The following is a 19665-nucleotide window of genomic DNA, read 5'->3' on the forward strand; positions in this document are numbered from 1 at the left end:
CGTGCTATCGGGGACTGGATCAACTTCTACAACCACGAGCGGCCTCACCAGGCCTTACGCATGCAAACCCCTGCCGAGGCCTTCGCCAAAGCAGCCTGACCTGAGCAAAAACCGCTGGGTCAATACATGCTTGCATAGCGCATCGATCCAGTGCAATTCGTGTGCGGCACGGGCGGCCTCGAAAAGCTCGCGGAACCAGGCGCGCTGCTTCAGAGTTTTGGCTGGGGAGTCCAGCACCACATCCAGGCCACGCCGCAGCAAGGCTTCGATCTGCGGCGCCAGCGTCGCGCGCAGCCGGGTCGAGCAGCGCTCGAAGTCCGCCAGCACGCGGATCTCGCCGGGGTAGAGCATTTCCAGCAGCTCGTCCTGCACGAACAGCAGGGCGTGTTTCTGCACCGCTAGGGCCTTGGCGTGGGTGGATTTGCCGGCGGCCATCTTGCCGCAGACGAAGTAGAGCGTGGCCACGGCCTCAGCCCTGCAGGCTGGCCTGATGCGCCAGTGTCAGCAAAGCCCCGACCTTCTTGGCGAAGTTGTCTTCGGCCGTGCAGCTTCAGGTGCCGCCGCAGCTTGCCCGTGCTCTCCAGCAGCTCTTCGCGGATGCCGGTGATCAGACCGAGGATCAGCTCGCGAAGCTGCAGTAGCAGATCGTGGAGCTCGGGGTTGTGCAGGTGAAGGCCCGCGAGCGGGATTCAGATGCGGGGGGCGGTCATGGTGCGCTTTCAGGCAAGGCGTGATCAACCTGAAGCTGGAACGAAAAGAGGCCGCGTCGCGGCCTCTTCTGCTTGAGTCACATTCAGCGCGCTTTTCGACGCAGCGCACCTGAGGTCAGCAGTCCGATTCCGACTAAATAGAGGCTGGCTGGGAGCGGCACTTGATTGTTCGGCGCGCTGAAGTCTGCCTTGAACCAAAGGTCTCTTCCGCCGATACAGCTGCCAGCGCAGTCCCAAGTCGATGCCGTTAGAGCACCGAAGTTGTTGCCGTTATTGAAGTAGACAAAGTTTCCGCCGGCGTACGCGTCGCTATTGGACAGTTCCATGAAGGCAGTGCCGTTTACTCCATCAAAGAAGTTGGAGGCGCTCAGGAAGGCCACGTATTGCTGGCCCGCGACCAAGTCAACACCGCCGGTACTGAAGCTGAACAGCTCCATGCCATCCGCCCCGCCGTTGTTGCTTGAACTCTGGGCTCCGCTCGCCCAAAGCTGGGGTCCCGTAGCCTTGGCCCCATCCCATGCATACACATAGGCAGCGAAGTCCACGAAATCACTATTCAGGTTGTCGTTCAAGCGCAGCTGAAACCCTTGCAGGCGGGTTTCTGCGCCAGTCACCAAAAATGTCTGTCCGTAGGTTGCGGTATTGCTCTCGCCAAAGGGCGAAACCGTGCCAAAGCTGGCCCCCGTCGTATCAATCGTCGGAGCTGCATGGGTGAACCCCAATGCAGTTGTCAGCGCCAGTGCAGTCAATGTGCTCTTCATACAACGATCCTCCAGTGGAGTGAAAAACTGTCTCACACCAAAGCAAAGCAATTCTTGATCCAGGAACAGCGGGTCACTCTCTGAATCGAGTTGAGGACTGCGCCGCACTCCCGTGGGTGTAAAGCCCTTCGACGGAAGCAGCCATCTCCCGCGGGCGGATGAGCCCGTCGCCCCTGGTCTCAGGGTGCCGCGGAGTTCAGCGCGTCAACTGCCCATACAACCCCGCCAACCGCCCCGGCAACTCCTCCGGCCGCCGCACCCAGGCCCAGCCCGCATCCCCGAACAGCCCCGGTAGCACCTCGGGCGCGGCCTCGTCGATCGAGACCGCAAAGGGCAGTAGCCCCGCAGCCCGGGCTTCCAGCACCGCCTGGCGGGTGTCTTCCTGGCCCCAGCGGCCTTCGTAGCCGTCCAGATCGTGCGGCTTGCCGTCGGTCAGCAGGATCAGCAGGCGCTGGCGTTCGGGGCGCTGCTGCAGGCGGCGGGTCGCGGCGCGCAGGGCGGCGCCCATGCGGGTGTAGTAGCCGGGCTTGAGCGCCCCCAAGCGGGCCTGCACGGCCTCGTTCCAGCGTTCGTCGAAGCCCTTCAGCTCGTGCAGGCGCAGCTGCCGGCGCACCGAGCTGAAGCCCAGCATCGAGAACGCGTCGCCGCTGCTGCTCAGCGCGGAGCCGAAGCAGTAGAGCGAATCGCGGATGACGTCGATGACGCGCTGGGTGTTGTTGGCGTGGGCGTCGGTGCTGAGCGAGAGATCGGCCAGCAGCAGGCTGGCCAGCTCGCGCTGGGCGCGCACGCGGCGCTCGTAGACGGCGGCCACGCCGACAGGGTGGCTGGCATGGCGCACCCAGGCGTCGAGGTCGAGCTGTTCGCCCTCGCGCTCGCCACGGCGCCAGCGCGGCGCGGCGCGCTGCAGCTCCAGGCGGCGGCGCAGCTGGGCGGCCTGGGTGCGCAGCGCAGGAGTGGGTGCCCAGGGTTGCGGGTCCCGCGCCTGCAGGGTCTGGGCGATGACCCGGCGCGGCTGCAGGGTCTGGCTGCGCGGGTCCCATTCGGGCAGGTGCTCGCCCTCGCCGACGACCAGGTCGTCAGCGCTGGCGGCGGGCAGGTCCAGATCAAAGCGCACGCGTGCGGCCAGGCTGCCCTTCTGCTCCTGCTTTTGCAGCACCAGGGTGTCGAGTTCTTCGGCGGCGACATCGGCGTCGCCATCGTCCTGGTCGTCCTGCGCGCGGTCGATCTGGAAGGGGTCGGCAAAAGTCTTCAGCCACTCGGTCTTGGCGCCCAGCAGCAGGGGCGCGCGGCTGGCTTGCAGTTCGTCCTGGCGCTGCACGCGGCGGCGCTGGGCCAGGGTTTGCTGGCGCGCGCGGGCGGCGGGGTCGGCCTCGGGTTCGAGCGCCTGCGCCACCGGCGTGCCCGCGGGCATGGGGCGCAGCCAGCACCACAGCGGGGCCAGCAGCACGGGGTCGAGCTCGCCCTCGGCCTCGCCCTTGAGCAGCGCGGCGCGCAGCTGCTGCTCGGCGGCCGATTCAGGCTCGGGCCGGCGCAGCGCCAGCTCGGCGGCACGCAGCTGCTCCCAGGTGTCGGTCAGGCCGGGGAAGGTGTGCAGCACGCGCCGGGTGGCGGCCAGATTGCCTTGCAGCCAACCGGTGTTCGGATCCAGCTGCGAAGCGAGTGCGGCCAGCCAGCGGTAGAGCGCGCGGTTCAGCTCGCGCTCCGGGTAGCGCGCCAGGCGCTCGGGCAGGGCCAGCACCTCGGGGTCCAGCTGGGCCAGGGGCGCGCGGGTGCCGGCCCCGGCCAGGCGTTGCCACAGCCCGCGCTCGCCGCCCACCCGCACCGGCGCAGCCTGGGCCAGGCGGGCGCGGCCGCCGCCGGCATGCAGCAGCAGGGTCAAGGGCCGCTGCATCTCGTGCAGGTGCACCGCCGCGGCCGCGTGTTCCTGCGCCGCCCGCTGGGTGACGAAGCGGTCCCACTTCGCGCCGATCCACTCTTCCATCAGTTGTTCTCCCGGCGCTGCTTCAAGGTTTCGCGCAGCGCGTCCACGCCCACGGTCCAGACCAGATTCGGGTTGCCGCCGCGCTGTGCGTGCGAGCTCTCGCAGGCCTGCAGGCATTGCCCGCATTGCACGCAGCTGAACATCAGGCGCTTGATCTGGCGCGGGCGCAGGCGCATCGGGCAGGCGTGCTCGCAGGCGTCTGCGCTGGGCTCGCAGCCGCGGCACTCGGCGGCGCGCGGGCGCGCAAAGCTCACCACCAGGGCCTTGGGGTTGGCCATCCAGGCCAGGCTTTGGAAGAAGCCGACCGCGCAGCCGAAGCGGCAGAACAGATGGCGGGCGAACAGCAGCTCGGCACTGATCAGGCCCCAGGCGATGAAGAGAAAGCGAGCCTGGTTGGGCGTCAGGCTGGCCGTCAGCAGGCCGCCCCAGATCTCGGCCGGCGGCAGCAGGTAGGTGAGCAGGGTGATGGCCCAGACGAAGCCGAACAGCAGCGCGGTGGCGATGAAGGCGGGCCACCAGCGCTTGTTCGGCTGCGCGCCCGGCAGGCGTTCGCGGTCCCACAGGCTGAGCTTGCCGCTGGCCCGGGCCAAGAGCGCGTTGAGCCCCTCCACCAGGCTGAAGTGCGGGCACAACCAGCCGCAGTACAGGCGGCCCCAGCGGTAGGCCACGTAAAGAAAGCCGATCACCAGCGTGAGCACGGGCAGGATGCCGCGCAGCAGGATCGAGAGCGCCACTTCGTTGGCCGTGATCTGGCCGGCGCGGAAGGCGTCAATGCCCAGGGTCCAGCGCTGACCCAGGAACCAGAGCTGGGCCTCGTGCAGATCAAAGCGCAGCAGGTTCAGTGCCGGCGCGAGCAGGAAGAGCGCGAAGAAGCCGATCTGCAGTGCGCGGCGGCGGCGCTGCAGGGTCTTGCCATGCAGCGCGCTGGGTTCAGTGGCGACCGAGCACGGCATCTTGAACTTCAGCCAAAGCAGCGAGCGTCTGCGCGTCATCGCTGAGCGCCTCGATGACCGCCGCGCGCGCGGCCTGCGCCAAGACCATGCCGCCGGCCTGCAAGCGCGCGGCCATCACCAGCAAGCGGGTGCTGGCGGTCTCTTCGAGGTCGTGGTCGGTCAGGCGGCGCAGGGCCTGGGCCAGGCGTACCAGCTGCTGGGCCACCTCCACGCTGCAGCCGCTCTCGCTTTGCACGATGCGCGCTTCGAGCTGGGGCTCCGGGTAGCCGAGCGAGAGCGCCACGAAGCGCTGGCGCGTGCTGGGCTTCAGGCCCTTGAGCAGATGCTGGTAGCCGGGGTTGTAGGAAAGCACCAGCATGAAGCCGGGCGCGGCATCGAGCAGCTCACCGCTGCGGTCCAGCGGCAGCTGGCGGCGGTCGTCGGCCAGCGGGTGCAGCACCACGGTGATGTCCTTGCGCGCCTCCACCACCTCGTCCAGATAGAAGATGGCACCGCTGCGCACGGCGCGGGTCAGCGGGCCATCCACCCACACGGTGTCGCCGCCCTCGATGAGGAAGCGGCCGGTCAGATCGGCGGCGCCCAGGTCGTCATGGCCGCTCACGGTGATCAGCGGGCGGCCCAGGCGCGCGGCCATGTGCTCCACCAGGCGGGTCTTGCCGCAGCCGGTGGGGCCTTTCAGCAGCAGGGGCAGGTGGGCGGCGAACGTCTGCTCGAACAGGCTGACCTCGTCGGCCTGGGGCAGGTAGCTCGGTGCCGCGGCGGTGATCGGGGCAACGGCGTGCAGGGGGCTGGTGCGCATGGCGGCTCAGGCTTGAAATCGGTACCTGCAGCCTAGGCAGGGCCCGGCCCCGCGTCCTTAAAGCGGATCAAGCGCCGCACCGTTCGCGCGCTGCCTTGCTCACCGTCAACACCTGCTGATTACGATGCCCGCAGCCAGGAGAACCCCATGTCCACAGACGAAATCCGCTTTGACGATGGCGCTGCCTACGAACACCTGATGGGTCGCTGGACGGTCAAGGTGGGGGAGCCTTTTCTGGACTGGATCGGAGTGGCGCCGGGCGGGCGCTGGCTGGACGTGGGCTGCGGCAACGGCGCCTTCACCGAGCTGCTGCTGCAAAGGGCCGCGCCGGCCACGGTGCAGGCCATTGACCCCAGCGCCGCCCAGCTCGCCTACGCGCGCCAGCGCCTGAACGCGCCCGCGCCGGTGCAGTGGCTGCAGGGCGATGCGATGCAGCTGCCGGTGCCCAGCGCCAGCCAGGACGCCGCGGTGATGGCGCTGGTGCTGTTCTTCGTGCCCGAGCCGGCCGCCGGCCTGGCCGAGATGCTGCGCGCCGTGCGCCCGGGCGGCACGGTGGCGGCCTACCACTGGGACATCCTGAATGGCGGCTTCCCGCTCGCCGCCATCGGCGCCGAGCTGCAGAAGCGCGGCACGCCCGCCAAGCTGCCGCCCAGCGTGTCCATCTCCACGCGCGAGGCCTCCGAGGCGCTGTGGCGCGCCGCCGGTCTGCAGCAGGTGCGCAGCACCGTCTTCACGGTGGAACGCGAGTTCCCCGACTTCGACGACTACTGGCGCAGCGCGGCCAGCAGCAACACCGTGCGCGCGCTGTTTGAGGCGATGACGGCGGATGAGCTGCAGGCGCTGCGCGAGCGGGTGCGGGAGCGATTGGGGGCTGACAGCGGGCCGCTGCTTGTGCGGGCGAGGGCGAATGCGGTGTGTGGGGTGAAGGGCAGGTGAGGCGCTCTTTTTGTGAGAGCCCGCAGGGGGCTTCACCCCCTGCACCCCGACCCGCATTTCTTTGCTGCGCCAAAGAAACGCGGGGCAAAGAAAGGCGCTGAATGCACGCACGCCGCCTAGGGCGGCGCGCGACTGCACGGCTGGCTCACATGGCTCCCACAGCCCTTCTGGGACTGCGAAAACCCGGGCACTAAGCTGGCCGGAGTACCGGCCGACTAGACCACCGCAAACCATCACGGGCTCTCTGCGATGAACGGAGCCCCAACGAGTGGTTTGGCTTGAGCCGAAGCTGATTGGGGGTCTGTTCTTCGAAGCTTGGCGGCCATGGTTCTGGGTGCCCGGGACGACCGGTACTCCGGGCGCCTTCGTTGTCCTGACCGTCGGAGTCAGATGGGGGCTCGTGTCAGTGTGAGCCCAAGTACCGCCATCACAGTTCGCCCCTAGGGCGACTGTGCGCATTCAGCGCCTTTCTTTGCCCCGCGTTTCTTTGGCGCAGCAAAGAAATGCGGGTCGGGGTTCGGGGGTGAAGCCCCCGAGGGCTCTTGCCCAACGCGCGCTGACATGGCGCCAAAGCCACAGCCCGCACCCGCTTGAACCACTTCAAGGAAGCGCAGCCCCGCAACGGGAACCATGGCGGCGCTCTAAGCGAGGAAAGCAGCCCCCGCCGAGCCCATCCTGGTTCGATGGATCCGTGCTGCCGGGCCGCATTGCTTCGGCCCTTGAAGAGGAGTGCTAAGCATGTTGTCTCCCAAACTGTCCACGCTGGCCCTGGGTGCCTTGCTGGCGGTGGGGGCGCAGGCCCAGACGGGCGCGCCCGAAATGACCCCCGCCGAGATCGAGCTCGGCAAGAAGATCTACTTCGAGCGCTGCGCCGGCTGCCACGGGGTGTTGCGCAAGGGTGCCACCGGCAAGAACCTCGAGCCGCACTGGTCCAAGAAGGACAAGGACGGCAACGTCCAGGAGGGCGGCACGCTCAAGCTGGGCACCCAGCGCCTGGAAAAGATCATCTCGCTCGGCACCGAAGGCGGCATGGTCAATTACGACGACATCCTGTCCAAGGATGAGATCAACGTCATGGCGCGCTACATCCAGCGCACCCCCGATGTGCCGCCCGAGTTCGGTCTGAAGGACATGGAAGCGAGCTGGAAGCTGCTCGTGCCCGTGGACCAGCGCCCGAAGAAGCAGCTCAACAAGATCAACCTGAAGAACGTCTTCGCGATCACGCTGCGCGACGCCGGCAAGCTCGCGCTGGTGGACGGCGACACCAAGCAGATCTGGCAGGTGCTGGACACCGGCTACGCGGTGCACATCTCGCGCCTCTCGGCCTCGGGTCGCTACGTCTACACCGTGGGCCGCGATGGCCTGGTGACGCTGATTGACCTCTGGTACGAGACGCCCACCACCGTGGCCACGGTGAAGCTGGGTGCGGATGCGCGCTCGGTGGACACCTCCAAGTTCAAGGGCTTCGAGGACAAGTACCTGATCGGTGGCACCTACTGGCCGCCTCAGTACTCGATCATGGACGGCGAGACGCTCAAGCCGATCAAGATCGTCTCGACCCGCGGCAATACCGTGGACGGCGAGTACCACCCCGAGCCGCGCGTGGCCTCCATCGTGGCCTCGATGACCAAGCCCGAGTGGGTGGTCAACGTCAAGGAAACCGGCCAGATCATGCTGGTCGACTACAGCGACATCAAGAACCTCAAGACCACCACCATCGAGTCGGCCAAGTTCCTGCACGACGGCGGTTGGGACATGAGCAAGCGCTACTTCCTGGTCGCGGCCAACGCCTCGCACAAGATCGCCGCGGTGGACACCAAGACCGGCAAGCTGGCCGCGCTGGTGGACACCAAGAAGATCCCGCACCCGGGCCGCGGCGCCAACTTCATTCACCCGCAGTACGGCCCCGTCTGGGCCACCGGCCACCTGGGCGACGCGGTGATCACGCTGATTTCCACGCCGAGCGAAGACAAGAAGTTCGCCAAGTACAAGGCCAACAACTGGAAGGTCGTGCAGGAGCTGAAGACCGGCGGCGCGGGCAATCTGTTCGTCAAGACGCACCCGAAGTCCACCCACCTCTGGGCCGACATGCCGATGAACCCCGAGCGTGAGAACGCCGAGGCCGTCTACGTCTACGACCTCAAGGACCTGAACAAGGCCCCGGTGAAGCTCGACGTGGCCAAGGACAGCGGCCTGCCGCAGACCAAGGCCCTGCGCCGCGCCACCCACCCCGAGTTCAACGAGGGCGGGGACGAGGTCTGGATCAGCCTGTGGGGTGGCAAGACCGACCAGAGCGCCATCGTCATCTATGACGACAAGACGCTGAAGCTGAAGAAGGTGATCACCGATCCGCGCATCGTCACGCCGACCGGCAAGTTCAACGTCTTCAACACCCAGCACGACGTGTATTGATGAGACAGCCCCGGTGCGCAGTTGCGTACCGGGGCCAACCACCTGACGACGACAGAACGACAAGGAGACGGCTGTGGCCTCTTCGGACCAACCCGGCGCGATCAAGCGCCTCTGGCGCGGCCTGCGCACGCCCAGCCGCTTCTCACTCGGCTTCCTGCTGATCACCGGCATTGCGGCCGGCGTGGTGCTGTGGGGGGGCTTCAACACCTTGGTGGAAATGACCAACAAGGAAGCCTTCTGCATCAGCTGCCACGAGATGCGTGACAACGTCTACAAGGAATATTCCGAGAACACCATCCACTACACCAACCGCACCGGCGTGCGGGCCACCTGCCCGGACTGCCATGTGCCCAAGGAGTGGTGGCCCAAGATGAAACGCAAGATCCAGGCCTCCCGCGAGCTCTACGGCAAGCTGGCCGGCACGATCGACACGCGCGAAAAGTTCGAGGCCAAGCGCCTGCAGCTGGCGCAGAGCGAGTGGGCTCGCATGAAGGCCGCTGATTCCCTTGAATGCCGCAACTGCCACACCCTGACCAGCATGGACAAGGAAAAGCAGAAGCCCCGCGCCAAGAAGAGCCACGAGCTGGCCGCCAAGAACAACGAGACCTGCATCGATTGCCACAAAGGCATCGCGCACCACAAGCCCAAGGGCATGCCCGAGGACGATGAATAAGGAGCCCCGCGCCATGTTGAAGAAACTCACCCCCCTTGCCGTCGCCTTGGCCCTGGCCAGCGGCGCGGCCCACGCCGCCGCGCCCGACTGGAGCAAGGTACCGGCCGCCAAGTTCACCGTCTTCTACCCCGGTGCCTCGCCGATCGAGTGGATCACCAAGGGCAGCGAACACGGTGGCGCCCGCGCCCTGAAGAAGGGCGAGAGCTGCGCCAGCTGCCACCACGAGGAAACCGCCGACATGGGCAAGAAGATGGCGACGGGGCAGAAGAACGAACCCCATCCCATCAAGGGCAAGGCGCCGGCCATTCCGGTGAGCGTGCAGGCCGCGCACGACGGCGCCAACCTCTATCTGCGCTTCAGCTGGAAGCAGCCGCCCAGCAGCGGCGGCGAGAAGATGGACAAGGACAACGCCGTCAAGCTGGCCGTCATGTTCGAGGACAACAAGATCACCCGCGCCAATCTCAGTGGCTGCTGGGAGACCTGCCACGCCGACGCCCGCACCATGCCCGAGGGCAAGGACGACAAGAAGACCAAGTACGTGGCCGAGGGCAATCTGGCCGCCGGCAAGTTCTATGACCTGATCCAGTGGACCAGCAAGGGCGGCAAGTTCGACGGCCATGTGGCCGACAAGCGCGTCATGGAAGGCGGCAAGGCCCTGGTGGATGCCAAGGGCGAGAAGAAGGGCGACGAGTGGGTCGTGGTCTTCACCCGCAAGCTCACCGGAGGCGAGGGCGACGTGGCGCTGGCTCCGGGCAAGACCGTGAACTTCGGTTTCGCCATCCACGACGACCACGCGATTGGCCGCTTCCACCAGGTGTCGCTCGGCTACACGCTCGGCCTCGACGCCAAGGCGGATCTGACCGCAGCCAAGCAGTAAGACCATGCAGCGCCGCCCCTTCTTCGGTTGGCTGGCGGCCTGCAGCCTGGGGCCTGCCCATGCGCAGGCCCCGGCGGAACTGCACGAGGTCGCGATCCGCGGCATGCAGTTCCAGCCCGCCGAGCTGGTGGTCCCCGTCGGCGCGCGCGTGCGCTGGAGCAATCACGAGAAGCGCACCAGCCACTCGGTCTGGTTCCGGGATATGCCCGAGAGCGAGCGCCTGCTGCCCGGTGAGAGCTGGGAGCGGGTGTTCGACAAGGCCGGCGACTATCCCTATGTGTGCGGGCCGCATCCGGAGATGACGGGTGTGGTGCGGGTGCGGGGCTGAGCGCAGAGCCCGCCCGCAGGATGCCCCGCCGGCCTGCGCACAATCCGCCCCTTTCAAAAGCGCAAGCCTGAAGGGAGGCCAAGATGGGTTGGACACGCACGCTCCTGCTCGGAGACGTGGGCAATCGCCTGGACATTGCCGATACCGAACGCGACATCGAACGGCTGCAGCAAGCGCTGCGCGAGGCCGATGCCAAGAACCTGCTGCAGAACGAACACCAGAACACGCGCCTGCACCGGTTGGAGCGTGAGAACGCGGAACTGAAGCTCTGCCTGGCCGCGCTGATGCGCTTGCTGGCCAGCAAGGGCACGCTCGACCTGCGCGAACTGCAGGCCATTGCCGATGTCATCGATGCCGAGGACGGCAAAAGGGATGGGCAGCTTCGTTCCCCGCTGGGCTCGGGACTGAACCCGGCGGCCTGAGGACCAGACGGTCAGCCGTCGGGACGCGGCCGCTTCAGCGGCCGGCCAGCAGCCGTACCCCCACGATCAAGCCGATCACCAGCAGCAGCCAGCCCAGCACGAACCAGCGCCACAGCCGCGGCGCCTCGCGCAGCTCCATGAAGTCCAGCGCGATGCCCGCGCCCTTCACGAGTGCCAGCACGAGGATGAAGGTGGCCGAGGCCGAACCGGCGCTGCGCAGCCAGCCCGATTCGCCCAGCGCCCAGGTCAGCGCGGTGGCCAGCAGCAGGCCCAGGCCGACGAGATCGAGACGCTGAAGCTTCATCACCGCAACACGTAGACGAGCGGGAAGAGCACGATCCACATCAGGTCCACCATGTGCCAGAAGGCCGCCACGGTCTCGGGTGCGTGGGCGTCGCCGCGGCTCCAGCGGCCGTCGCGCGCCAGCCAGGCCAGCGTGGCCAGCATCAGCAGCGCGGCCAGCACGTGCATGACGTGAAAGCCCGTCAGCATGAAATAGAGCAGGAAGAAGGGGTTCTCGGACAGGTCCTGCTCGCCGCCCGGCAGGCCGGCGTATTCCAGGGCCTTGCTGCCCAGGAAGAACAGGCCGCACAGCGCACCACCGGCCAGGCCGGCCACGCCGCCGCGCGTGTGGCCGGCGCGCAGCGCGTGCACGCCGCGCGCCACGGCCCAGCTGCCCACCAGCAGCACGGCGGTGTTCAGGGCACCGGCGCCCAGGTGCAGCACGGCCTGGCCTTCGACGAACACGGCGGGCTGGCGGGCCCGGGCCACGGCGAACACCACGAACATCAGGCCGAAGGTCAGCATCTCGATGCCGATCAGCAGCCACATGGCGAGGTCGCCGCGCAGCTCCGGTGCGGGCGGTGCGGTGGACAGGGAGGGCGGCGGATTCATCGTCTGAGCAGGCTGGCGCCCATCTTGCCCGGCGGCCCTTGGGGTGGCCATGGACTGGATCAAGCGCAGCGCCCCAGAGAAGAAACAAGGCCCGGCAAGCCGGGCCTTGTTCATTCAAGCGGAAGCTTCAGCGCCGCATCAAGCCCGCGCCAGCTCTCCCACCGGCTCGTCCTCTTCACCGGCGGTGATGAAGAAGCTGCTCAGCCACATCAGCAGGCCGATCAGGAAGCCCACGCCACCGGCCAGACGGATCCAGTAGAAGAAGCGCAGCTGGTCTTGCGTCTGCATGAAGCCCATCGCGCCTTCGGTGGGGATGCGTTGCAGCCAGATCTGCAGGATGCCGGCGCCGGTGAGAGCCAGCACCATCACGCCCATGCAGATCGTCATCACCCAGAAGCTCCACATCTCCACGCTCTGGGCGCGACGCGGGTTGGCCTCGCGGCCGCGCAGGATCGGCATGGCGTAGCTGATGAAGGCGATCACCACCATCACGTAGGCGCCGTAGAAGGCCAGGTGGCCGTGCGCTGCGGTGATCTGGCTGCCGTGGGTGTAGTAGTTCACCGGGCTCAGGGTGTGGATGAAGCCCCACAGGCCGGCACCCAGGAAGCCCATCACCGCGCAACCCACCGTCCACAGCACCGCCGCCTGGTTGGGGTGCTCGCGCTTGCGGCGCTGCACCATGTTGAAGGCGAACAGGGTCATCATGAAGAACGGGATCGGTTCCAGCGCGCTGAAGACCGAGCCGATCCACTGCCAGTAGCCGGGCAGGCCGATGAAGTAGAAGTGGTGGCCGGTGCCCAGGATGCCGGTGACCAGGGCGAAGGTGATGATCAGGTACAGCCACTTGTCGATGATCTCGCGGTCCACGCCGGTGGTCTTGACCAGCAGGAAGGCCAGCATCGCGCCGAGGATCAGCTCCCAGGTACCTTCCACCCAGAGGTGGACGACGAACCACCAGTACATCTTGTCGCGCACCAGGTTGCTGGGGTTGACGAAGCTGAACAGGAACATCAGCGCCAGGCCCCACAGGCCCATCAGCATCACCATGCTCACCGCCGTCTTGCGGCCCTTCAGCACCGTCATGCTGATGTTGAACAGGAAGCCCAGGGCGACGACCACGATGCCGAGCTTCGTCGGCAGGGGTTGCTCCAGGAACTCCCGGCCCATGGTGGCTACCAGGTCATTGCCGGTGGCTGCCGCCAGCGTGGCGTAGGGCACCAGCAGGTAACCGAGGATGGTCAGCGCGCCGGCCACCAGGAAGGTCCAGAAGAGGATGATGGCGAGCTTCGGGCTGTAGAGCTCGGTCTCGGCCTCCTCGGGGACCATGTAGTAGGCCGCCCCCATGAAGCCCATCAGCAGCCACACGATCAGCAGGTTCGTGTGCACCATGCGGGCGATGTTGAAGGGGATGGCGGGGAACAGCAGGTCGCCGATCAGGTACTGCAGACCGAGCGCCACGCCGAACAGGATCTGCCCGAGGAAGAGCCCGATCGCGCCCATGAAGTACAGGCGCGAGACGGCCTGCGACGAATACTTGATTTGTGTCGTTGCCATGGTGGTTTCAGCCTTCAATGTTGGGCGGCCACTGCTCGGTGTTGACCTTGCTCGTCCACTTGAGGAACTCGGTCAGGTCGTCGAGCTGCTGGTCGTTCAGATGGAAGTTCGGCATCTGGCGACGGCCCGGCGCGCCGGTGGGCTGGGACTTGATCCAGGCCTTGATGAAGTCCGGCCCGCGGCGGGTGTACACATTGCCCAGCTCGGGCGCGAAGTACGCGCCCTCGCCCAGCAGGGTGTGACAGCCGATGCAGTTGCGCGTTTCCCAGATGTGTTTGCCCCGCACCACCGCCGGCGTGAGCTCGGCGACGTTGGAGCGCTGCGGGATGCGCTGCTCGGTGTGGAACACGATCACTGCGAACAGCAGTGCAAAGAAGACCGTCCCACCGTAAAAGATGTTGCGAGCGGTCTGGCTGGTGAGTCCTCGGCTCATAGGGCGCCTTTCGCGCGAGTTTCTGGAAGGTGGCGTCAGCGTAGGGAGAGGCCCGCCTCGCTTCCTTGAAGCGCTTCAAGGGAAACGGCCCTGACCCCCGGGGCATCCCGGGGGGCGAAGAGTCGCCATCCCGGAAGAATGACGACATTCCAGGGAGATGGCGATGGGCCAGGACGACAACGACCTGCACGATGCGGGCGCAGGCTTCTTTGAACTGACGCGGCGCCGCCTGCTGGCCGGCGCGGGCGCGGGCGCGGGCGGCGTGATGCTGCTGATGCACCAGTTGGCCGAAGCGCGCCCGCGCGGCCGCCCGGTGCCGGCGGCCCAGGCCCTGCCCGAAGGCCTGCCGACGCAGCCGGCGGCCTCATCCGCCTGGTCCGGCCCGCCCGGCCAGGCGCGCTTTCGCATCGAGGGCCTGGCCAAGGTCACCGGCCAGAAGATCTACGCGCGCGACTTCCGCTCCAAGGACTTCCCCAGCTGGCCCAAGGCCGAGCGCGCCGCCCTGGTGCTGCGCGCGCCGGCGGCGCGGCGCCAGTTCCTGGGCCTGGACCTGGCGGCGCTGCAGGGCGTGGCGCAGCCGCTGTTTGCCATCGTGCAGAGCTCGCTGCCGGACTTCGGTGTGCCGCAGAAGGATCTCGTGAGCTTGAACCTCATGCTGCCCTTCTGGATGAAGGGGCCGGACGGGGTGCAGCAGATCCTGGTGCCGCCGGGCACGCCAGCGCAGTTCTTTGGCCAGCCGGTCGCCATCCTGGTGTTCGAGAACGCCGCGGCCTGCCGGCGCGCCCAGCGCGCGCTGCAGTTCCGCCCCGAGGTGGTGCGCCTGGGCGATGCCGCCCCGGACCCGGTGGACACCCCCTACGGCACGCCGACCTACCTGACGCGCTACGAGGTGCCCGGCCTGGCGCCGTTCTCGCAGGTGCAGAGCGGCTATGAATCCAACCCGCACCAGGACGACAGCCCCACGGCCCCCTACAACCGCACCGCGCGGCGCGTTCGCGAGGCCATCGATGCCGAGCTGGCGCGCCCCGGCCCCCTGCAGCTGGAGGGCCGCTACCGCACCCAGGTGCTGGACCCGATGCTCATGGAACCCGAGGCGGGTCTCGCCTGGTTCGACGCCAAGCGCAAGATGATGAACTTGGTGCTGGGCACCCAGGCCACCAATGGCGACACGCTGGACACCTTCAATATGTTCCAGAAGTCCGCCCCGCAGGTGGACCTGACGACGGTGGCCCTGTACGCCTGCTACCCCGGCGGCGGCTTTGGCGGCCGCGATGTCTCGATGTTCCCGCCCCTGCTGGCGGTGACGGCCGCGCTGTGCGACGGCCCGGTGCGCATTGCCGAGGACCGCTACGGCCAGTTCCAGGGCGGGCTCAAGCAGCTGGCGTCCGACATCCACCAGCGCATCGCCGTCGACCCTAAGAGTGGCGAGTTCATCGCCTTCGCCAGCCGCCAGGTGCTGCCCGCCGGCGGCAACCAGAACTACAGCCCCTTCGTGGCCTCGCTGGCCGGTTACTGCGGGCTCAGCGGCTACCTGGTCAAGCAGGCCTACGTGGACGCCGAGGCCAAGCCCACGCTCGGGGTGGTGGCCGGCTCGATGCGCGGCTTCGGCGGCCCGCAGGCCAGCTGGGCGGTGGAGACGATGGTGGACGAAGTGGCGCTGGCGCTGAAGCGCGACCCGATCGAGCTGCGCGCCCGCAACGTGCTCAAACCCGGCGACCGCACCATCACCGGCGCGCCGATCGACGAGGCCGCCGCGTCGCTGGCCGAGATCTGCCGCCGCGCCCAGGCCCACCCGCTGTGGAAGGACCGCGAGAAGGTCCGGAAGGAGAAGGCCAAGCAAGGCCGCTGGTACGGCGTGGGCTTTGCCCTGGCCAACCAGGCCTATGGCACCGGCACCGATGGCGTGATGGCCGAGGTGACGATGGCGCCCGATGGCGCCCTGACCGTGCGCAGCAACTGCGTCGACATGGGCAATGGCTCAGCCACCACGCTGGCCATCAGCACGGCGGCCTGGCTGGGTGCCAACGCCAGCCAGGCGCTGATGGGCGATGTGGCCACCTTCAACGCGCTGGGCATGACGGGCGGCAGCAAGGGCGGCTGGGATGACCCGACCTGGACCGCCTCGGTCAGCATGTCCTCCAGCGCCTGCCTGACGGCCTTCCACCAGGTGCATGTGGCCGAGCAGGCCAGCCGCGTGTTGTTTGAAACCGGCCTGCTGCCCGCGGCCGCGGTGCTGTGGCGCGTGCCGCTGGAGCGCATCCAGGGCCGCACGCGCTGGGCGGACGGCCGATTGCACGCTGAGGGCCTGGCGCCCCTGCCCTTGGCGCAGCTGGCCGCCGAGGCGCACCGCGCCCACCTGCCCGTGGGGGCGATGGTGCACGGGCTCTACCAGGGCACCTGGGTCTCGGCCAGCTACAAGGTGGCCGAGCGCAAGCTGCTGCTGCCCATCGACGGCCTGGCGCTGGCGCGTGGCGGCGCGGTGGGGCATTGGCAGCGCGTGGAACGCAAGGACGTGATCCCACCAGACCCGGCGGCCGAGCTCTACGGCCGCAGCCTCTACGCGCCTTCGGGGGCGCTGGTGGCGGTGGAGATCGACCCGCGCACGTTCGAACCGCGCGTGGTGGCGGTGGATCTGATCGTGGACGCCGGCAAGGTGCTGCAGCCCGATCTGCTGACGGGTCAGGCGCAGGGCGGCATTGCGATGGGCATCGGCTATGCCTTGCTGGAGGACCTGCCGATTGGGGTCGAGGGCGCGGGCAATGGGCGTTGGAACCTCGATCGCTACCACGTGGCGATGTGGAGCGACGTGCCGCTGGGGGCGATGAAGGTGACGGCGTTGCCGAGTTCCTCTTCCACGGCGAAGGGGATTGCCGAGGCGGTGTTGTGTCCGATTGCGCCCGCGATTGGGAATGCGGTGGCGGCGGCCACGGGGTATCGATTCAGGGCGCGGTCCTTGCCCATTCGTGCTTCGGATATTCGGGAGGGGCTGCGGTCATGAGCTTTGCGAGTTCGTTGCAGCCCGCCGGGATTTCGCCCCGGCAGGCGACCCCCTTTTCTTTGCTGCGCCAAAGAAAAGGGGGGAAAAGAAAGGCGCTGAATGCCGCCTTCGGTCTAGGACCTTCAGGCGATTGCACGGCCAGCTCACATGGCTCCCACACCGCTTCTCTGACTGCCACGGGCAGGACTTCGAAGGCGCCCGGAGTACCGGTCGTCCCGACCAGCGAGGACCATGGCCGCCAAGCACCGAAGAACAGACTCCCAATCAGCATCAGCCACCCACAAGCTTGTCGTTGGGGGTCTCGTCATCGCAGAGAGCCCGTGATGGTTTGCGGTGGTCTAGTCGGCCGGTACCCCGGCCAGCTTAGCGGGCAGGTCTTCGCAGGCAGAGGAGGGCTGTGGGAGCCATGTGAACCGGACGTGCAGTCGCGGCCGACCCGAGGTCGGCTGCGTGCATTGAGCGCCTTTCTTTTCCCCCCTTTTCTTTGGCGCAGCAAAGAAAAGGGGGTCGGGGTGCAGGGGTTGAAGACCCCTGCGGGCTGCCACGAGCAAGCACAAGGGGAGAAGAAGCAATGAGCGACCCAACACAAACGGTCAAAGTCCAGTTCCACGTCAACGGCAAGCCTGTGAACACCGAGGTCCCGAGTGACCTCGCCCTGGTTGACTTCCTGCAAGAGGAACTGGGCCTCAGCGGCACGCGGCTTTGCTGCGGCATCGGCGTCTGCAAGGCCTGCACCGTGGCCGCGCAGCGCACGCCCAGCAGCCAGCCGCAACCGCTGCTCGCCTGCTCCACCCCGGTGGCCCTGCTGCAAGGCCAACGCATCACCACCGTGGAAGGAACCGGCAGCCCGCAAAAACCCAGCATGGTGCAGCAGGCCTTCCTGACGCATTTCGCCTTCCAGTGCGGCTACTGCACGCCGGGCTTCGTGATGGCCACGGAAATGCTGATCGCGCGCCTGCGCGTCGCGCCCATCGCACGTGCCGATCTGGACCAGGCGATTGAAGAGGCGGTGGGCCAGCACATCTGCCGCTGCACCGGCTACGCGCGCTACCAGGCCGCCATCCGCGTCGTCATCCTGGAAGAGAAGGGACTTGTGCGATGAAACGCCTGCTGCCCCTCCTGCTGCTGGCCGGCGTCGCGCAGGCCGAGACCCTGTTCGAGTACGGCCGCCAATGCGCGAAGGAGATCGCCGCCATCCCGGCCTTCAACTGCATGGCCGGCGAGGAGATCCCCATCACCGTGGACGGTGGCAAGCCCGTGCCGCCCACCGAAGCGCCCAAGACCTGCGACCGCCCCTCGCTGCTGCCCGCGTATGAACCGGGCTCGCAAGGCCAATGCGTGCCCGGCAGCCGCGCCCTGCTGCTGCGCGACGACGCCACGGCGCAGATCAGCGCCATCTGCCGCAAGAAGGTGGCGCGCCCGGCCGGCAGCCCGCTGTTCGACGAGATCAATGTCATCTCGCACAGCCTCAAGAGCGGCAAGAGCTGCTGGTTCACCGCCAAGGCCCAGGAGCCGCTGACGGCGGCCGGTGGCATCGACGGCCGCTTCGTGCCCTCTCCGTCAGCGCTGAGCACGCGCCAGGCCATGGAGCCACGCCCGAGCGAAAACCTGCAGATGCTGCCGCCCGACAAGGTCTGGCTCAGCCCCAAGCAGGTGGCCGAAAGCAAGCCGGCTTGTGTCAGCTGCCACGACAGCGGGCCCTTCATGTACAGCCCCTACATCGCCCAGACCACCCAGCTGCCCGGCGACCCCTTCGGGCGCTACCAACCCAAGGCGATTGGCAAGGACTTCCAGAAGGCCTGGTGGAACCTGCACGCCTTCGGCATCACCACGCGCGGCAATACCTGCACCGCCTGCCACCGCATCGGCAACATGAACTCCTGCCAAACCGCGATGTGGCAGAGCACCGGCCGCGCGCCGCAGGAGGGCGGCAATGAATGGTCGCGCCAGTTCCCGCAATCGCACTGGATGAGCCCGGGCAACTTGCACAGCAAACTGCAATGGGACGAGGCCTTCAACGACAGCCTGCGCAAGCTCGCCGCCTGCTGTGCCGACCCCAAGGGCGCCGAGTGCCAGACGGTGGACTACAACCCGCCGCCAGCCAAGAAGCGCTAGGACCCTGAGCCGCCAAGGAACTGGGCGCGCAGCTTCGCCAGCTCGCCGCTGCGCTGCAGCGCCGCCAGCTCCTCGTTCACCAGGGCCTGCAGGCGCTCACCCTCGGGTCTGGCGCGCGTGAACATGAGGTGAAAGCGGCTGGGCTGGCGGTCCTGCAGCGCGGTCTGGCCCAGGCTCGCGCTGGCCGCGAAGGCCGGGCTGCCCAGTGCCGCGTGGCCCAGCATCACGCCCTCGTTCACCAGCGCCACATCGACGCGGCCGCGGTGCAGCATCTGCACCAGGGATTCGTAATGCGGCGCACGCTGCAGGCGCGCCTGCTCGGCTTCCGACAGCTGCGAATAGCTGTAGCCATGCACGCCGCCGATGCGCAGCGCGGCCAGATCCGCCTGGCTGTGCACGCGCAGGCCGTTCGGGTGCTGCTGACGGCTCCACAGCGCCAGCAAGCGGGTTTCGTACAGCAGGTCCGAGATCAGAAAGTCCGCCTTGCGCTCGGGCGTGACGATGGCGTTCAGAAAGCCCAGCATCTCGCCATAGCGAACCGCCTCGACACAGCGCTTCCAGGGCAGCATTTCAATGCGCAGCTCAAAGCCGCGGCGCTGCGCGATCAGGCGCAGCAACTCCACGGTGTAGCCGGTCAGCTCGGCGCTGCGCTGGCCGTCCACGCGACGGAAGTAGGTGTAGGGCGGCCACTCGTTGACGTCGTCGCACAGGCGCACTGGTGTTGGCAGAGCCCGGGCCGGGCCAAGGCCGCCCAGGCCGAGCAGCAGGGAAAGGAGGAAGCGCCACATGAAGGCGCGAAGTCTAAGAGGCTTAAGGTCG

General features: G+C 67.5%; 19 protein-coding genes. 9 read left to right on the forward strand and 10 right to left on the reverse strand.

Annotated elements, in window-relative coordinates; genetic code table 11:
- Positions 1-54: 54 nt before the first annotated feature.
- The 5 genes from ACE3QP_RS18935 to ACE3QP_RS18955 all read right to left on the reverse strand — a co-directional run bounded on the left by ACE3QP_RS18935 (position 55) and on the right by ACE3QP_RS18955 (position 5204).
- Positions 55-465, reverse strand: a complete 411-nt coding sequence (locus tag ACE3QP_RS18935) for an AAA family ATPase (RefSeq protein ID WP_374438214.1) — start codon at positions 463-465, stop codon at positions 55-57.
- A gap of 328 nt (positions 466-793) precedes the next feature.
- Positions 794-1471: a hypothetical protein gene (locus tag ACE3QP_RS18940; protein WP_374438216.1), complete on the reverse strand. Its 678-nt coding sequence runs from the start codon at positions 1469-1471 to the stop codon at positions 794-796.
- Positions 1472-1667: 196 nt separating this feature from the next.
- The gene (locus tag ACE3QP_RS18945; RefSeq protein WP_374438217.1) at positions 1668-3452 is read right to left on the reverse strand and encodes a nitric oxide reductase activation protein NorD; all 1785 of its coding nucleotides are present in this window, start codon (positions 3450-3452) and stop codon (positions 1668-1670) included.
- Positions 3452-4405 (reverse strand): 4Fe-4S binding protein, encoded by a 954-nt coding sequence (locus ACE3QP_RS18950; RefSeq protein ID WP_374438219.1) that lies wholly within the window; start codon positions 4403-4405, stop codon positions 3452-3454. The genes ACE3QP_RS18945 and ACE3QP_RS18950 overlap by 1 nt, the downstream gene beginning before the upstream one ends.
- The gene (locus tag ACE3QP_RS18955) at positions 4383-5204 is read right to left on the reverse strand and encodes a CbbQ/NirQ/NorQ/GpvN family protein (RefSeq protein ID WP_374438220.1); all 822 of its coding nucleotides are present in this window, start codon (positions 5202-5204) and stop codon (positions 4383-4385) included. Before ACE3QP_RS18955 ends, ACE3QP_RS18950 begins: the two co-directional genes overlap by 23 nt.
- Positions 5205-5351: 147 nt before the next feature.
- Between ACE3QP_RS18955 and ACE3QP_RS18960 the strand changes: the two genes are divergently transcribed.
- The 6 genes from ACE3QP_RS18960 (at position 5352) to ACE3QP_RS18985 (ending at position 10852) form a co-directional block, all read left to right on the forward strand.
- The gene (locus tag ACE3QP_RS18960; protein ID WP_374438222.1) at positions 5352-6140 is read left to right on the forward strand and encodes a class I SAM-dependent methyltransferase; all 789 of its coding nucleotides are present in this window, start codon (positions 5352-5354) and stop codon (positions 6138-6140) included.
- Between the two features lie 738 nt (positions 6141-6878).
- Positions 6879-8552, forward strand: coding sequence for a cytochrome D1 domain-containing protein (locus ACE3QP_RS18965; protein WP_374438224.1), 1674 nt, complete (start codon positions 6879-6881; stop codon positions 8550-8552).
- Between the two features lie 73 nt (positions 8553-8625).
- Complete coding sequence (locus tag ACE3QP_RS18970) at positions 8626-9225, forward strand: NapC/NirT family cytochrome c (protein ID WP_374438226.1); 600 nt, start codon at positions 8626-8628, stop codon at positions 9223-9225.
- 13 nt (positions 9226-9238) lie between these two features.
- A complete protein-coding gene (locus tag ACE3QP_RS18975) occupies positions 9239-10102 on the forward strand; it encodes an ethylbenzene dehydrogenase-related protein (protein WP_374438228.1) in 864 nt (287 codons plus the stop codon).
- 4 nt (positions 10103-10106) lie between these two features.
- Positions 10107-10430 carry a cupredoxin domain-containing protein gene (locus ACE3QP_RS18980; RefSeq protein ID WP_374438229.1) on the forward strand — a complete coding sequence of 108 codons (324 nt, stop codon included), beginning with the start codon at positions 10107-10109 and terminating at the stop codon, positions 10428-10430.
- A gap of 83 nt (positions 10431-10513) precedes the next feature.
- Positions 10514-10852 carry a hypothetical protein gene (locus tag ACE3QP_RS18985; protein WP_374438231.1) on the forward strand — a complete coding sequence of 113 codons (339 nt, stop codon included), beginning with the start codon at positions 10514-10516 and terminating at the stop codon, positions 10850-10852.
- 34 nt (positions 10853-10886) lie between these two features.
- Here the strand turns inward: ACE3QP_RS18985 and ACE3QP_RS18990 are convergent, their stop codons facing one another.
- From ACE3QP_RS18990 to ACE3QP_RS19005, 4 genes are all read right to left on the reverse strand, one after another.
- Complete coding sequence (locus ACE3QP_RS18990) at positions 10887-11156, reverse strand: cytochrome C oxidase subunit IV family protein (RefSeq protein WP_374438233.1); 270 nt, start codon at positions 11154-11156, stop codon at positions 10887-10889.
- Positions 11156-11746: a cytochrome c oxidase subunit 3 gene (locus ACE3QP_RS18995; RefSeq protein ID WP_374438235.1), complete on the reverse strand. Its 591-nt coding sequence runs from the start codon at positions 11744-11746 to the stop codon at positions 11156-11158. The genes ACE3QP_RS18990 and ACE3QP_RS18995 overlap by 1 nt, the downstream gene beginning before the upstream one ends.
- Before the next feature lie 138 nt (positions 11747-11884).
- A complete protein-coding gene (locus tag ACE3QP_RS19000; RefSeq protein WP_374438237.1) occupies positions 11885-13300 on the reverse strand; it encodes a cbb3-type cytochrome c oxidase subunit I in 1416 nt (471 codons plus the stop codon).
- A gap of 7 nt (positions 13301-13307) precedes the next feature.
- On the reverse strand, positions 13308-13733 hold the full coding sequence (locus tag ACE3QP_RS19005) for a cytochrome c (protein ID WP_198113639.1): 426 nt from the start codon (positions 13731-13733) through the stop codon (positions 13308-13310).
- Positions 13734-13896: 163 nt separating this feature from the next.
- Here ACE3QP_RS19005 and ACE3QP_RS19010 point away from each other — a divergent pair, with 163 nt between their 5' ends.
- The 3 genes from ACE3QP_RS19010 to ACE3QP_RS19020 all read left to right on the forward strand — a co-directional run bounded on the left by ACE3QP_RS19010 (position 13897) and on the right by ACE3QP_RS19020 (position 18846).
- Positions 13897-16731 carry a xanthine dehydrogenase family protein molybdopterin-binding subunit gene (locus ACE3QP_RS19010; protein WP_374438239.1) on the forward strand — a complete coding sequence of 945 codons (2835 nt, stop codon included), beginning with the start codon at positions 13897-13899 and terminating at the stop codon, positions 16729-16731.
- A 571-nt stretch (positions 16732-17302) separates the two neighbouring features.
- Positions 17303-17833 (forward strand): (2Fe-2S)-binding protein, encoded by a 531-nt coding sequence (locus ACE3QP_RS19015; protein ID WP_374438241.1) that lies wholly within the window; start codon positions 17303-17305, stop codon positions 17831-17833.
- Positions 17830-18846, forward strand: coding sequence for a hypothetical protein (locus ACE3QP_RS19020; RefSeq protein WP_374438243.1), 1017 nt, complete (start codon positions 17830-17832; stop codon positions 18844-18846). Before ACE3QP_RS19015 ends, ACE3QP_RS19020 begins: the two co-directional genes overlap by 4 nt.
- Here ACE3QP_RS19020 and ACE3QP_RS19025 read toward each other — a convergent pair.
- Positions 18843-19634: a substrate-binding periplasmic protein gene (locus ACE3QP_RS19025; protein ID WP_374438245.1), complete on the reverse strand. Its 792-nt coding sequence runs from the start codon at positions 19632-19634 to the stop codon at positions 18843-18845. The genes ACE3QP_RS19020 and ACE3QP_RS19025 overlap by 4 nt on opposite strands.
- Positions 19635-19665: the final 31 nt, after the last annotated feature.

The sequence above is a fragment of the Inhella sp. genome (assembly GCF_041912635.1).
Classification (GTDB): Bacteria; Pseudomonadota; Gammaproteobacteria; order Burkholderiales; family Burkholderiaceae_C; genus Inhella.